Genomic DNA, 14,348 nt, shown 5'->3' on the forward strand with positions numbered 1-14,348 from the left:
CGCCCATCCCGCCGCCCGTGACCCTGCGCCTGTCCCTGACCGCCATCCGCCACCGGCCGCCCGGCGCCGGCGAGATCCTGCTCGACACCCTGCAGCTTGCGGCCGGCGAGGCCTGCCTGCTGCTCGGTCCGTCCGGCAGCGGCAAGTCGACCCTGCTGGCGATCGCCGCCGGCCTGCTGGCCCCGCAGCACGGCGAGGTCGCGATCGATGGCCAGCCGCTCGCCGCGCTGTCGCCGGCCGCCAGCGACGCCTGGCGCGGCCGGCGGATCGGCTTCGTGTTCCAGCATCTGCATCTGGTGCCGTCGCTGACCGTCGCGGCACAGCTCGGCGCCGCGCGCCACTTCGCCGGCCTGGCGCCCGATCCGCAGGCGATCGCGGCGACGCTGGCGGCGCTTGATCTCGACCGCCTCGCCGGCCAGCGGCCGGCCGCGCTCAGCGGCGGCGAAGCGCAGCGGGTCGCCATTGCCCGGGCGGTAGTCAACGGGCCGGGGCTGATCCTGGCCGATGAGCCGACCGCGCATCTCGACGACGACAACGCCGCCCGGGTGCTCGACCTGCTGCTCGCGCAGGCGGCGCGCTGCCGCGCGGCGCTGCTGATCGCCACGCACGACCAGCGCGCGCGGGCGCGCATCGACCGGCAGCGGCTGCTGCCGAAGCTCGGCGGAACGCAGCCATGACCCTGCTCGGCCTGGCGCTCGCCGACCTGCGTCACCGCCAGTACGCGCAGGCGCTGCACGTGCTGCTGATGGCGTCCGGGCTGGCGCTGCTCGTGGTGCTGCTCGGCGTCACCACGCAAGTCGGCGACCGGCTTGATCGCAACAGCCGCGGCATCGACGCCGTGGTCGGCGCCAAAGGCAGCCCGCTGCAGCTGATCCTGTCGACGGTCCACCACCTCGACGTTCCCACCGGCACGCTGCCGCTGGACGAGGTCGACCGTCTCGCCCGCGATCCGCGCGTGGCGGAAGCGATTCCGATCGCCCTCGGCGACAACCTGCGCGGCTACCGGATCGTCGGCAGCACGCTGGCGCTGATCACCCACTACGGCGCGCGCCTTGCCGACGGCCGGGCCTGGCAGGCGCCGATGGAAGCGGTGATCGGCGCCGATGTCGCGGCCAGCGGCATCGCGATCGGCGACGCCTTTCACGGCGTGCACGGCCTCGGCAGCGGCCGCGCGCACGGCGGCGCGCCGTACCGCGTGGTCGGCGTGCTGGCGCGCACCGGCAGCGTCGTCGACCGGCTGGTGCTGACCGGACTCGACAGCATCTGGGCGCTGCACGCCGCACCGGCGACGCGCCGGCCGGCTGCGACGGCCGCAACTGCCGCAGCCGATGACGACCACGACGACGACAACGACAACCAGTCCGCCGGCCCTCGCGTGACCGCCGCGCTGATCCGCTACCGCAGCCCGATCGCCGCGCTGTCGTTGCCGCGCGAGATCAACGAGCGCAGCGATCACCTGGCGGCGGTGCCGGCGATCGAGACCGCGCGGCTGCTCGGCCTGATCGGCGTCGGCATCGGCGCGCTGAAGGCACTGGCGGCCTTGCTGCTCGCGGCCTCGGCGCTGTCGCTGCTGGTGGCGATGGTGCAGACGCTCGACGAACGCCAGCACGACCTGGCGCTGTTCCGCAGCCTCGGCGCCCGCCGCAGCGCGATCCTGTGGCTGCTGTGGCTGGCGGCGGCCTTGCCGGCGCTGCTGGCGACCATTATCGGGCTTGCGCTCGGTCACGCCGGGCTCGGCCTGCTCGCGGCCGGCTCGCAGGCGGCCAGTTCGCTGGCGCTGGACCCGCTGCAACCGGCGACTGGTGAAGCGCTGCTCGCCGCGCTGCCGCTGCTGCTGGCGACGCTCGCGGTACTCGGCCCGGCCTGGCGGGTCTACCGCAGCGATGTCGCGGCGACGCTGGCGCGGACCCGCAGCTGATGAGCCACCCGCCGTCCCGAAGTCGTCGGCTTGCCGTTGCGGCGGCGGTCGCCGCCGTCGCCGCCGTCGCCGCTGCCAGTTTCTGGTTCGGCACCGCCCGCCACCGCGCGACGCCCGCCAGCGCCGCACCTGCAACGGACCCGGCGGAGAACGTCGCGATGCCGCCGCAGACCGGGCAGCCGTCTCCGGACGGCGGGCCCGACACCGACCCGGCCGATCCGGCCGCAGCGGCGACCGACAGCAGCGTCGCCGCCAGCCCGCCGCGGCCGATGGTCCGCTACCGGAATGGCAAGCTCGTCGAGGACAGCACGCCGCCGGTGATCCTGCTCAGCTCGGAATTCGGCGAAACGCAGGACGGGCTGCTGACCGTGCCGGCCTATGTCGGCGATGTCAGCTATCTGTCCGCACAGCTGCAGACCGAGGCGCAGCGGCCGATCGCCGGCCAGCCGCTGAGCGTGCAGTCGGCGCGCGGCAATCCGGTGCTGGTGATGACCGACCATACCGACGCCAGCGGCTACATCGACTTCCGCGTGCTGGTGCGTCATCCCGGCCGCGACACGCTGACCGTCACGGCGGCCGGCGTCAGCACGCGGCTGGTGCTGGACGTGCAGCGGCCGCCGAGCCGCGAATGGTTCGGTGAGCTTGACCTGCGCGGCGTCACGCCCTGGGATCTGCTGATCGACACGCCGCTGGACTACGGCCGCGACGGCGTCACGGCGCGGTTCCCGGCGGCGCTGCAGGCGATGGAGGGCCAGCCGGTGCGGCTGGCCGGCTTCATGCTGCCGCTGGAATCAGCGCTGACCCAGCGCCACTTCCTGCTGACCGCGAACCCGCCGGCCTGCCTCTTCCATCCGCCCGGCGGGCCGACATCGGTGGTCGACGTGCAGGCGGGCAACGGCATCGAGACCAGCCTCGACGCGGTGGTCATCGAAGGCCGGCTGCGGCTGGTCGCGCGCAGCGCCGACGGCCTGATCTACCGGCTCGAGAACGCCCGGCTGCTGTCGCGCGGCTAGCGGCCCGGTGCACGCCCCGCGTGCTCGGCGGCCCACTCGCCGATGCAGCTGGCGACCTTGTCCGGATGGCTCAGCAGCAGCCAGTGGCCGGCGTCGATGGCGCGGCGGCGCAGCACCGGCACCCAGCGCGACAGCCCTTCGAACAGTTCCGGGCTGACGAAGCGGTCGCGCATCGGAATGATCAGCTGTACCGGCGCGATCGCGTGGCGCGGCTCCGGCCGCAGCAGGCGCGGCAGCACGTTGGCGCGGTACAGGTTGATGCCATTGCGGCCGTCGGCGGTCTGCGTCGGGCTGGCGTCGACGACCGTGCCTTCCATCGCCCGGACCAGTTTCGACCACGAGCGGCCGACGCCGAATCGCCACGCCGCAGGGGCGAACAGCGGCAGCTGGAAGGCGGCGATGTACCAGCTGCGGGCCAGCTGGCGAAGCAGCTGCTGGCCCTTCCAGCCAGGCCGGGCGTGGGCGCGCAGCCAGTAGCCGACGTGGTCCAGGCTCGGCCCGCTGATGCTGGTGTAGCTGGCGATGCGGTCGCGCATCGGCGACAGGGTGACGCTTTCCCAGCTCTGGATCGAACCCCAGTCGTGGCCGACCAGATGGATCTTGCGACCGGGTGCGACGGCATCGAAGACGGCGGCGAGATCGCCCATCAGTTCCAGGATGCGGTAGTCGCGGACGCGGCTCGGCGCGCTCGACTGGCCGGCGCCGCGCACGTCGTAGCTCACCACATGGAACTGGCCGGCCAGCCGTTCCGCCACGGCATCCCAGACCCGCGCGGAATCCGGATAGCCGTGGACCAGCACGAGGGTGGGCTTGCCGTCGGCGGCGGAGCCCCATTCGTAGACGGCAAGGCGGACATCGCCGCGGGTAACGATTCGGGTGGGCGTCATCGGGATCAGGCAGGTGTACGGCTGTTGCGGGGCGCCATCATCGCCGCAGGCGGCAGCGCAGGGAAGCGGCAGCGGGCCGGGGCTCGCTATCATCGCCGCGCCCTTCGCCCACCCGCTTCCGCAATCCGCATGGCCGACTCCGCTTCCCGTCCCGAACCCGCGCTGAACGTGCTCGGCGGCCTGCTGGCCAGCTGCTGCACCGACCCGATGACCGGCTTCTACCGCGACGGCCACTGCCATACCGGGCCACAGGATGTCGGCCGCCATCTGGTCTGCGCCCGCGTCACGGCCGAGTTCCTGGCCTTCTCGCGCGCGGTCGGCAACGACCTCAGCACGCCGCGGCCGGAATACGATTTCCCGGGCCTGAAGCCGGGCGACCAGTGGTGCCTCTGCGCACGGCGCTGGCAGGAAGCCTGCGATGCCGGCGTGGCGCCGCCGGTGGTGCTGGCGGCGACCAACCAGCGGGCGCTGGAATGGGTCGACCGCGCGCAGCTGTTCGCCCACGGCATCGATCGCCCGGCCACCGGCTGAGCACCGGGCGGGCGCCCCCGACGCGCCGGCTCCGGCACCGCTTCCGGCGCTCGTCATGCGCGGAAAATTCTGAATCGCGTCAGATATTTGACGCCGATCCGGCGACCGGCTCCGGGGCCTGACCTTACGCGCCCCCGGAACGGTCCGCCTGTCGGTCTCGGGCCGACCGGGCTCAAGGGAATGCGCATGGTGCCGACACCCCGATGGCCCGCCACGCCTGCGGGACGGGTCTGTCACCGGAGGAGCCCGCGCCATGTCCCTGCCGTTCGCCTGCCGCGTCGCCGCCATCCGCCGCGCGCGCGGCTTCACGCTGATCGAGATGCTGACCACGGTCGCCGTGGTCGCGGTGACCACCACCGTCGGCGTGCCGGCGCTGAACGGCTTCGTCACCGGCAACCGCGCGGCCGGCCAGGTCAACACGCTGATCGCCGCGCTGAACTACGCCCGCAGCGAGGCCGTCAGCAGCGCCCGCGAGGTGTCGCTGTGTCCCTACCTCGAAAACACCGCCGCCAGCGCGCCGGCCGACCGCTACCGCTGCAGCAGCACCACCACCTGGAGCCAGGGCTGGATCGTGTTCCGCAACGTGCTCGACGAGGCCGGCAACGCCACCGGCAGCCGCGAGGTGCTGCGCGTGTTCGGTCCGCTGGCCAGCGGCGATGCACTGACCGCGACCGTCAGCACCGTCACCTATCTGCCGACCGGCTTTCTCGCCGATGGCGGCAGCAGCCCGCAGTTCTCGCTGGTCCCGCAGGCCTGTGCGGCCAGCCAGCGGCGCAACGTGTCGCTGAGTCTGCAGGGCCAGGCGCATGTCGACTCGGCGCACTGCTGAGCGGCGCCGCAGCGCGCGCGGCCAGCGCGGCGTCAGCCTCATCGAGGTGCTGGTCGCCACCGTGCTGGTGTCGATCGGCCTGCTGACCCTGGCCTCGCTGCAGGCGCTGAGCCTGGGCCGCAGCAGCAGCGCCGCGCTGCGCACCGAGGCGGTCGGCCAGTCCTACGACCTCCTCGACCGGATGCGTGCTAACCGCGCGCAGGCAATCGGCGGGCTCTACAACCTGCCGTTCGCGCAGGCGCCGAGCGGCGGCACGCTGGCCAGCCAGGACCTGACCAGCTGGAAGGCCGCACTCGATGCGGCGCTGCCGGACGGCGACGGCCAGGTGCTGGTCGAAGCGCAGGTGGTGACCATCACCGTGCGCTGGCGCGACATCGGCGTGGCCGATACCGCCGCGCCGGCCACCGTCAGCCTGCGGACGCAGCTGTGACACGCCGGCAGGCCGGCATCTCGCTGGTCGAGGTGATGATCGCGATGGTCATCGGCCTGCTGCTGCTGGCCGGCATCTACCGGGTGTTCCTGTCGACCGCGCGCACCGCGCAGACCACGCAGGCGCTCGGTGATCGGCAGGAAGCGATCCGCTATGTCAGCGCCCGTCTGGCGCAGGACGTGCGGATGGCCGGCTACCGGGGCTGCCTCAGCGACACCGGCGCGGTGCGCAACACCCTGAATCCGAATCCGGCGACCAGCGGCGGCACGCGCACGGCGTTCACCCACACCGATTTCCGCTATCGCTACGAACGCTACGCCGAGGGCTTCGAGGCGGTCAGCGGCGGCTGGTCGCCGGGCCTGCCGAGCGGCTTCCCGGCACCGCGCGCCGGCACCGACGTGCTGACCGTGCGCGGCCCGATCGACAACGAACTGTTCACGGTCCGCAACATGGCCACCACCAGCGCCGACCTGGGCATCAACCTGATCACGCCAGCACCGCTGTCGGCCGGCGATGTGGTGATGGCCAGCGACTGCGGCGGCGCGGCGATCTTCCAGATCAGCGGCACCGGCGTGGCCAGCGTCGCCCTGCCGTCCGGCGGCAGCGCCAGCATCGCTACGCTGGCCCATGCGGCCACCGGCAGCAGCCCCGGCAACTGGAGCAACGATCTCGACCGCGCGTTCGCCGCCGGCGCGCAGCTGTTCCGCATGGGCGTGGTCAGCTTCTACATCGCCGACAGCGCCCAGGGCAGCGGCCCGGCGCTGTGGCGGCGCGTCGACAGCGACAGCCGCGAAATCGCCGCCGGCGTCGAGAACCTGCAGGTGCTCTACGGCGAGGACAGCGACGGCGACGGGGTGGCCGACGCCTACCGCCGCGCCGACCAGTTCGCCGACACCGCCGCCTGGCGGCGCGTGGTCGCCGTGCGGGTGGCGCTACTGTTCTCCGGCACCCGCGACCGCGCCGGCTTCACCGACAGCCGCCGCTTCGATCTGCTCGGCGTCAGCGTCGGGCCGTTCGGCGATGGCCGGATGCGCCGCGTGGTGACCCTGACCCTGGCGCTGCGGAACCGTCTGCCGTGAGCCGCCGTCCGCAACGCCAGCGGGGCGTGGTGCTGCTGGTCGGCCTGGTGGTGCTGCTGGTGCTGTCGCTGCTGGCGCTCGGCTCGATCCGCTCGACGACGCTGGAAGAGCGGATGACCGGCAACAGCCAGGATCAGCAGATCGCCTTCCAGGTCGCCGAAGCGGCGTTGCGCGAGGCCGAGGCGATTCTCGGCCAGCCGATGCTGCCGGCGTTCGTGGCGGTCGGCAGCACCGGCGCCGCCGGCTTCTATCTGGCCGATCCGCCGGACAGCAGCGCAGCGGCCAGCCGCTACCGCCCGCTGTGGCTGCGCACCGCCGCCGACACCCGCAACCCGGTCTGGCGCAGCGCCACGGTGACCACCGATGCGCCGCCGCCGCCGATCGACCGGGCGCGCGGCGAATACCTGATCGAACAGCTCGACAGCAACGAGGAAGCCTCGCCCGGCGAAAGCCTGCAGGCCGATTCGGCCGAGGACCGCCGCGAACGGATCATCTACCGGATCACCGCCCGCGCCTGGGGCGCGGCGACCGCCGACCAGGCGGCCCCGGCGGTGCTGCTGCAATCCACCTTCAAGCGCTGATGCGCCCCGCCCGGAAGCCGACCATGCGCCTGCTCGCCCGCAGTCTCGTCGTTGCCAGCCTGATGGTCGGCCACGCGCAGGCGGCGATCACTGCCTCCACCCAGCCGCTGTTCCTGTCGACCTCGGTGGCGCCGAACGTGATGCTGCTGTTCGACAACTCCGGCAGCACGCTGAACATGACCTGGGCCGATGGCTACGACCCGGCCGTCACCTACGCCGACTGGAGCCCGCGCAACTGCGGCAACAACGGCAGCACGCGCTGCTGGCTGCCGACCGACGGCAATGTCGGCATGGACCTGATCGGCACCGGCAGCTGCTCCAGCGGCCGCCGCGCCGGCCGCCTGAACGGCGGCGGCACCACCAAGTGCCTGCTGCTGCCGACGCCGGAAGGCACCAGCACGCGCTACACCGGCAACTACCTGAACTATCTGTTCCAGACCTACGCGACCAACAGCAACCTGACCACCGGCGCGATCCCGACCGTGACCCGGCTGGCCGCCGCCAAGACGGTGGCGACCAACATCGTCAGCGCCAATCCGACCCTGCGCTGGGGCCTGGCCCGCTTCAATCCGCCGATCTCCGGCGGAGACCAGGGCCCCGGCGGCAAGGTGGTGGCCGCCTGCGGCAGCAGCCAGACCACGGTGACCAACGCGATCAGCGGCCTGAACGCCGACAGCAACACGCCGCTGGCAGAAACCTTCTACGAGGTGACCCGTTACTTCCGGGGCCTGAGTTCCTATTACAACAGCGGCACCAGCTACACGAGCCCGGTGCAGTACCGCTGCCAGAAGAACTTCGTGATCGTGGTCACCGACGGCTTCCCGACCTACGACTCCAGCTTCCCGACCAACGACCCGGACGATCTCGCCAACGGCTTCGTGGCACTGCCGAACTGGGACGCCAAGGCACCGTCGACCACCGCCTCGACCTATCCGTTCTTTCCGCGCTACTCCGATGGCTTTCGCGGCCAGAGCGGCACGACCGAGGCGATGGAAGCCTGGTCGCTGTATCTCGACGACCTCGCCAAGTTCGGCTACGACACCGATCTCAAGACCTCCGGCAACGACCTGACCGGCACCAGCTACCAGGATGCCAACTTCAAGATCCAGCGCATCCAGACCTATTCGATCGGGCTGGCGATCAACAACCAGATGCTGCAGGACGCCGCCGAGTACGGCGCCGGCAAGTCGTACACGGCCAACAACGCCGCGCAGCTGCAGAGCGCGCTGCAGGCGGCGCTGAACGACATCGCCTCGCGCACCAGCGCGGCGGCGTCGATCGCCACCAACTCGACGCGGCTGACCGCCGACACCTCGATCTACCAGGCGCGCTTCGCGACCGGCGACTGGAGCGGCCAGCTGCTGGCGCTGCCGGTCAACCTCGACGGCAGCGTCGGCACGCCACTGTGGGACGCGGCAAACCGCATCCCGGTGCCCGGCAGCCGCAACATCCTGACCTACGACCCGAACCTGGCCTCGCGCAGCCGCGGCCGCAGCTTCGCGTGGTCGCAGCTCAACAGCAGCCAGCAGGCGGCGCTGAACCAGGACGGCAACGGCGTCGTCGACAACCTGGGCAGCACGCGGCTCGCCTGGTTGAGAGGCGACCGCAGCAACGAAGGCGAAGCGGCCGGCAATTTCCGCAAGCGCAGCGCCACCACGGTGCTGGGCGACATCGTCAACTCCGATCCGGCGTTCGCCGGCAGCCAGGACTACGGCTTCGGCCGGCTGCCCGGCAGCGAGGGCAGCAGCTACACCGCGTTCCGCGCCACCAGCAGCTACTTGAATCGGCCACCGATGCTCTACGTCGGCGCCAACGACGGCATGCTGCACGGCTTCAAGGCCGCCAACGGCGACGAGCTGCTGGCCTATGTGCCGAACGCGGTCTTCAGCGGCCTGAGCCCGCTGACCGCGCAGACCTACAACACCAACCACCGCTACCTGGTCGACGGCGCGGTGCGGGTGCTCGACGCGCGCATCGACGGCAACTGGAAAACCGTGCTGCTCGGCACGCTGGGCGGCGGCGGCAAGGGCGTGTTCGCGCTCGACGTCACCGACCCGGCCAACTTCGGCACCAGCCAGGTGCTGTGGGAATTCACGCCGAGCACCGATGCCGACGTCGGCTACTCCTACCCGCAGGCATCGATCGCCCGGATGGCCAACGGCAAGTGGGTGGCGCTGATCGGCAACGGCTACAACTCCACTGCCGGCAAGGCCGTGCTGTACGTCGTCGATCTCGACAACGGCACTGTCATCCGCAAGTTCGACACCTTCGTGGCCGGTGACAACGGCATGTCCTCGCCGATCCCGGTCGACACCGACGGCGACCGGATCACCGACCTGATCTACGCCGGCGACCTCAAGGGCAATCTCTGGAAGATCGACGTGCGCGACGCCAATGCCGCCAACTGGGCCTTCGACTTCGGCACCGCCGCAGCGCCCTTGCCGCTGTTCACCGCCTGCAGCGCCGCGCCCTGCTCGGCGAGCAACCGCCAGCCGATCACCGCGCGGCCGGAAGTGGGCATCGCGCCGGACGGCGGCTACATGGTCTATTTCGGCACCGGCTCCTACTTCACGGCGACCGACAACACCGCCGGCACGATCGGCAACAGCTTCTACGCGATCGTCGACCGTGACGACGGCAGCACCCGGCCGAGCAGCCGCAACAGCCTGCTGCGGCAAACCGTGATCGCCGAGCTGCAGCAGGACTTCGGCAGCCGCACCGAGAAGGTCCGCGTGACCAGCAACAATGCGCGCACGACCGGCGATCTCGGCTGGTACCTGGACCTGCCCTCGTCCGGCGAACGCCAGGTGTCGACACCGATCCTCAGAGGCGGCGCAATCATCTTCACCACCTTGATCCCCAACACCGCCGCCTGCGGCTTCGGCGGCGACAGCTTCCTGATGGAGATCGACGCGATCAGCGGCTCGCGGCGTGCCACGACGCCGTTCGACCTGAACCGCGACACCGCCTTCAACAGCAGCGACGAGGTGCTGGTCGGCGGCGTGCGCTACGTGGTCAGCGGACGGCAGTCGAAGGAGGGCATCATCAAGACGCCGGCGATCATCGCGGCCGGCGCCTTCGAGGTGAAGCTGGCCTCCGGCACCACCGGCGGCATCGACACCACCATCGAGCCGCCGCCCGGTGTCGAGCCGGGAGGGCGCCTGTCATGGCGGCAGATCCGATGAACCACAGGACCCAGCGTGGCGTGACCCTGGTCGAGCTGATGGTGGTGCTGGTGATCGTCGGCATCCTCGCCGCGATCGCCCTGCCCGCCTACCAGAGCAGCGTCCGCAAGGCGCGGCGCAGCGATGCCCGGATTGCGCTGACCGAAACCGCGCAGACCTTGGAGCGCTGCCAGACCCAGTTCGGCCGCTATGACGACCCGGCCTGCCCGGTCGCCGCCAGCTTCGCCAGCGCCGACGGCTACTACACGATCAGCTTGCGGGTCGATGCCGGCAGCTACCGGCTGCGCGCCGACGCATCCGGCGTGCAGGCCGCCGACCGCGCCTGCGCCTCGATGAGCCTCGACAGCCTTGGCGTACGGGCGGCGCTGGATAGCGGCGGCGCAGCGGCCAGCGCCTGCTGGTAGCGGCGCGGCCGGCAGCTGTCCGGCGATCAGGGTCGGCGGTTGCGGATCTCCACCACCTGCTGGAAGGTCGGCCGGTTGATCCAGCGGATCGCCGGAACCGGCAGCAGGCTCAAGCCGATGTGGCGGGTGGCGTCGTAGTCCTCCACCGTCTGGTCGGCGGCCGGATCGCTGCTGTTCGCGCTGTAGACGCCGAGCGTGGTGCCATCCCAGTTGGCGAGGTTGTCGATGCCGCCGAGCCGCGTGAGTGCGGAATCCAGCGCCGTCAGCACCGCCGCGCGGCAGGCCGCCGCATCGCCGCCGCCGGCGCACTGCAGCTGCCGGTACGGCGTGGTGCCGGGCACCGCCAGGGCGGTATCGAGCACGCGCTTCAGGTGCTCGTACCAGCCGGAGATGTAGGCCGAACCCTGGGCGCGCGGCGCATCGTAGCGGCCCTGGGCAACGAAGCCGTCGTGGGCGACCAGCTGTGGCAGCACGGTATCGATCAGGTACGGATACCAGGCGTCCATCAGCACCACCGCCGGGCGGAAGTCGTAGCGGCCATCGTTGTTGCGGTCGCGGCGCAGCGCGCCGAGCGCCAGTGGGTAGCGGCTGCCATTGGCGGCCAGGCCGATCCAGTCGCGCGAGTCCTGGCCGTTCAGCCAGCCCTGCATCAGCGTGACGACGCGCTGCTGCGCCGCGTTCAGCGGCCCGGTCTGCATCAGCGCCAGCAGTTCCGGCAGCACCTCCTGGCCCCGGAGATCGGCGTAGGCGGCGTCGCCCATGATCTCGACCATGTTGGCGAAATCGAAGCGGCGACCGCTGGCCTGGAAAGCCTTCAGGCGCTCGGCCAGCAGGTCGACGCGATGGGTCGGGCCGTAGCTACCATCGAAGTCGGCGGCCCACCAGCCGCCGGCCGGCGAATTGTTCCAGCTGGTGATCAGGCCGCCGGGCGGATTGATGGCATTTGGATGGCCGGCGAACGACATGAAATCCGGCCATTCGAAGAAGCCCTGCAGCGGATCGCCGCTGCCGCGCACCACCGGCACCGAGCGGCTGGTGGAATACGCCGCGCCCGATTCGAAGCGCGCGAAGTAGTCGGCCGGCAGGCTGCGGTGGCTGGCCCACTCGTAGCGGCCATCGCCCCAGACCGGCAGCTCCGGATGCGCTTCGGCGGCGCGCTGCGGATAGAGGCCGGAGTGGATGTAGCCGACGTCATCCTTGTCGACATACAGCCAGTTGAAGCTGCCGGTGACGCCGTTGAACAGCTGCTGGAAGCTGGTCGCGTCATGGACCACGCGGGTCGAGGCCAGTGCGAACGGCGCGATGGTGCCGATCTCGTCGAAGAAGGTGCTGCGCTGCTGGCTGATCACCACCGGCTGGCCGTTGACGGTAGCGGTCGCGAAAACCGGGCCGTAGTGCGTGCGCAGCACATAGCGGCGCACGTCCTGCGGCAGCAGCGGCCCGCCAAGCGCCAGGCTGGCGACGGTCGGCCGGGCGCGCCATTCGTCGACCCGCTTCAGGAACCGGCGGCAGACCATGCCGGCACCGTCGCCACGGTCGTAGAGATAGCCGTCGGCATCGGGGAAGCCGTCGCCATCGGCGTCATCGCGCGAGGCCGGGCGACCGTCGAGGTTGCACATCCGCGACACCCGGGTGTCGATCAGATCCGACGAACCCGAGGTCGCGCTCCACGCGAAATCGAGGCCGCGGCCGATGTTGATGTACGGCAGATCGGCGAACACGATGCCGCGGCCGGCGAAGTCCTGCGGCGTGCCGCCGTTAGAGCGGATCGCGACTTCCCACAGCAGCTGCGGCACGAAGTAGCTGGCCTGCGGGCCCATCACCGCAATCGGATGGCCGCTGGCGGTCTCGCTGCCATTGACCGCGATGAAGTTCGACATCCGCTCCGGCAGCGGGATGCCGGCCGCCGCCAGCGCCAGTCGCGCGGCCTTGCCCGGCGAAAGATCGGCGAACACGGTGCGCTTGGCCGGCGCCGGCAGGTCAGCCCGCAACGGCACCACCGCGAGGCTCGCGGTGCGCGTCGGCGCCAGGCCGAACAAGGACGGGATCATCCGCAGCCGGTCGAGCGGCGTCAGCACCGGCGTGGTCACCGGGAACGGCAGCGGCAGCGCCGGGTTGGCGATCGGCTCGTTGCCGGCGGTCAGCACCACACGCGGCTGCACGCTCCCGACGTCCCAGATCGCGGCACCGGCCGGCAGCGCCTGCGGGCAGGCTTCGTTGACCGAGCCCGGGAACTGGGTGGCGAAGTTCGCCGCGATCGTCCGGTGCGCATCCGGATCGCTGGCGTGGCGCACGTCGCGCCAGAACTCGCAGGCGGCGCGCGGGATGGTGGTGGCGCCGGCCGTGAACGACGGATCGAGCCGCTGCAGCAGCAATTCGGACGTGGCCTCGTTGCCGCCGCCGACGGCGAAGATCGACTGGATAAGGATCGCCGAGGCGACGATGTCGTTGCGCGTCCACGGCCGTGGCGGGAACGGCAGCACGCCATCACCGAGCCCGGGCAGCCGCAGGCTCACGTATTCCGGCGGCCGCTGCAGCAGCGCCGGCCCGCTGAGCGTGGCGATGTAGGCATTGATGCCGGCGACCATGCTGTCGAGATCCGCGATCGCCAGTTCGCCAAGCGCGCCGAAGCGGGTGCGGGCCAGCTCGACCATCGCGGTCAGCTCGTCCTCGGTGTAGCCGGCGACCACGGCGATGTTGCCGTCGAAGTCGAAGGTGTCGGCCGCCGGGCCGAGGAACTCGGAAAACGTGCCGCGGCCGATCGAGCGCAGCACGTCGTGCAGCCACAGACGGTCCTGCGCGGAGGCGTAGCCGAAGCCGTACATCGCTGCCTGGCGGGTGTCGCCAACGATGAACGGCACGCCCCAGCGGTCGCGCCGCAGGGTCACGTTGCCGCCGGCCGGCGCGCTGAGGTTCAGGCTCGAGACCACGCTGCCGTCGGCCGGCTCCAGCCCTTCGGCCTTGAAGTAGTTGCAGGCGAGATTCGATGACGCGGTGTGGGCATCGATGGCCAGCGGCGGATTGCACGGCGTGGCCTGCAGGTTCGGCCGGGCGTAGCTCAGGTCGCCGTACAGCGACAGCTGGTCGACGAAGTTGTCGGGATAGCGCAGCACCGGCAGGCCGGGCACCGGCGCGCCGAGCCCGCCGGCGGAATTGCCGTTGGAGCCGGGCGGCAGCACGTTCAGGAACAGGTCGGCGCCGGGCTGCTGCACGTTGCCGCCGGTGCTGCCGCCGGTCGTGCCACCCGTGGTGCCGCCGGAAGTCCCGCCGCCGTCCGGCGATCCGGAACTGCCGCAGGCTGCGAGCATCAGGCTGGCAGCGCACAGCCACAGCGGGCGCGCACGGCGGCGCCAGAGGTTCGACCGGGTCATCTTCGCTCTCCTCGAAGGCGGGCCGCGACGTCGGCGGCGCGCTGGTATAGGACCCGGAATGTAGCCGATGCCGGCCATCGCCAAGCGCCTGGCGCACTGGCAATGATTGCTCCATCGCCG

At 71.3% G+C, this 14,348-nt stretch carries 12 protein-coding genes; 10 read left to right on the plus strand and 2 right to left on the minus strand.

Annotated elements, in window-relative coordinates; translation table 11 throughout:
- The first annotated feature begins 17 nt into the window (after positions 1–17).
- The 3 genes from ACTIGJ_RS15480 to ACTIGJ_RS15490 are packed head-to-tail and all read left to right on the plus strand — an operon-like array spanning position 18 to position 2,931.
- On the plus strand, positions 18–677 hold the full coding sequence (locus ACTIGJ_RS15480) for an ABC transporter ATP-binding protein (protein ID WP_439641229.1): 660 nt from the start codon (positions 18–20) through the stop codon (positions 675–677).
- Positions 674–1,918, plus strand: coding sequence for an FtsX-like permease family protein (locus ACTIGJ_RS15485; RefSeq protein ID WP_439641230.1), 1,245 nt, complete (start codon positions 674–676; stop codon positions 1,916–1,918). The genes ACTIGJ_RS15480 and ACTIGJ_RS15485 overlap by 4 nt, the downstream gene beginning before the upstream one ends.
- The gene (locus tag ACTIGJ_RS15490) at positions 1,918–2,931 is read left to right on the plus strand and encodes a DUF3299 domain-containing protein (RefSeq protein ID WP_439641231.1); all 1,014 of its coding nucleotides are present in this window, start codon (positions 1,918–1,920) and stop codon (positions 2,929–2,931) included. Before ACTIGJ_RS15485 ends, ACTIGJ_RS15490 begins: the two co-directional genes overlap by 1 nt.
- Here ACTIGJ_RS15490 and ACTIGJ_RS15495 read toward each other — a convergent pair.
- The gene (locus ACTIGJ_RS15495; protein WP_439641232.1) at positions 2,928–3,818 is read right to left on the minus strand and encodes an alpha/beta fold hydrolase; all 891 of its coding nucleotides are present in this window, start codon (positions 3,816–3,818) and stop codon (positions 2,928–2,930) included. The two genes, ACTIGJ_RS15490 and ACTIGJ_RS15495, sit on opposite strands and share 4 nt — an antisense overlap.
- A 129-nt stretch (positions 3,819–3,947) precedes the next feature.
- Between ACTIGJ_RS15495 and ACTIGJ_RS15500 the strand changes: the two genes are divergently transcribed.
- The 7 genes from ACTIGJ_RS15500 (at position 3,948) to ACTIGJ_RS15530 (ending at position 10,857) form a co-directional block, all read left to right on the plus strand.
- Complete coding sequence (locus ACTIGJ_RS15500; RefSeq protein WP_439641233.1) at positions 3,948–4,349, plus strand: DUF2237 family protein; 402 nt, start codon at positions 3,948–3,950, stop codon at positions 4,347–4,349.
- A gap of 253 nt (positions 4,350–4,602) precedes the next feature.
- Positions 4,603–5,178: a GspH/FimT family pseudopilin gene (locus ACTIGJ_RS15505; RefSeq protein ID WP_439641234.1), complete on the plus strand. Its 576-nt coding sequence runs from the start codon at positions 4,603–4,605 to the stop codon at positions 5,176–5,178.
- Positions 5,156–5,608, plus strand: coding sequence for a type IV pilus modification protein PilV (pilV, locus tag ACTIGJ_RS15510; protein WP_439641235.1), 453 nt, complete (start codon positions 5,156–5,158; stop codon positions 5,606–5,608). Before ACTIGJ_RS15505 ends, pilV begins: the two co-directional genes overlap by 23 nt.
- Complete coding sequence (locus ACTIGJ_RS15515; protein WP_439641236.1) at positions 5,605–6,687, plus strand: PilW family protein; 1,083 nt, start codon at positions 5,605–5,607, stop codon at positions 6,685–6,687. The genes pilV and ACTIGJ_RS15515 overlap by 4 nt, the downstream gene beginning before the upstream one ends.
- The gene (locus tag ACTIGJ_RS15520; RefSeq protein WP_439641237.1) at positions 6,684–7,268 is read left to right on the plus strand and encodes a pilus assembly PilX family protein; all 585 of its coding nucleotides are present in this window, start codon (positions 6,684–6,686) and stop codon (positions 7,266–7,268) included. The genes ACTIGJ_RS15515 and ACTIGJ_RS15520 overlap by 4 nt, the downstream gene beginning before the upstream one ends.
- A 23-nt stretch (positions 7,269–7,291) precedes the next feature.
- Positions 7,292–10,453 carry a pilus assembly protein gene (locus ACTIGJ_RS15525; protein ID WP_439641238.1) on the plus strand — a complete coding sequence of 1,054 codons (3,162 nt, stop codon included), beginning with the start codon at positions 7,292–7,294 and terminating at the stop codon, positions 10,451–10,453.
- Positions 10,450–10,857: a type IV pilin protein gene (locus tag ACTIGJ_RS15530; protein ID WP_439641239.1), complete on the plus strand. Its 408-nt coding sequence runs from the start codon at positions 10,450–10,452 to the stop codon at positions 10,855–10,857. The genes ACTIGJ_RS15525 and ACTIGJ_RS15530 overlap by 4 nt, the downstream gene beginning before the upstream one ends.
- A gap of 26 nt (positions 10,858–10,883) precedes the next feature.
- On the opposite strand, the gene ACTIGJ_RS15535 is transcribed toward ACTIGJ_RS15530, so the two are convergent.
- The gene (locus ACTIGJ_RS15535) at positions 10,884–14,228 is read right to left on the minus strand and encodes a penicillin acylase family protein (protein WP_439641240.1); all 3,345 of its coding nucleotides are present in this window, start codon (positions 14,226–14,228) and stop codon (positions 10,884–10,886) included.
- Positions 14,229–14,348: the final 120 nt, after the last annotated feature.

Origin of the sequence: Nevskia sp. (assembly GCF_051860985.1) — a bacterium.
Classification (GTDB): Bacteria; Pseudomonadota; Gammaproteobacteria; order Nevskiales; family Nevskiaceae; genus Nevskia.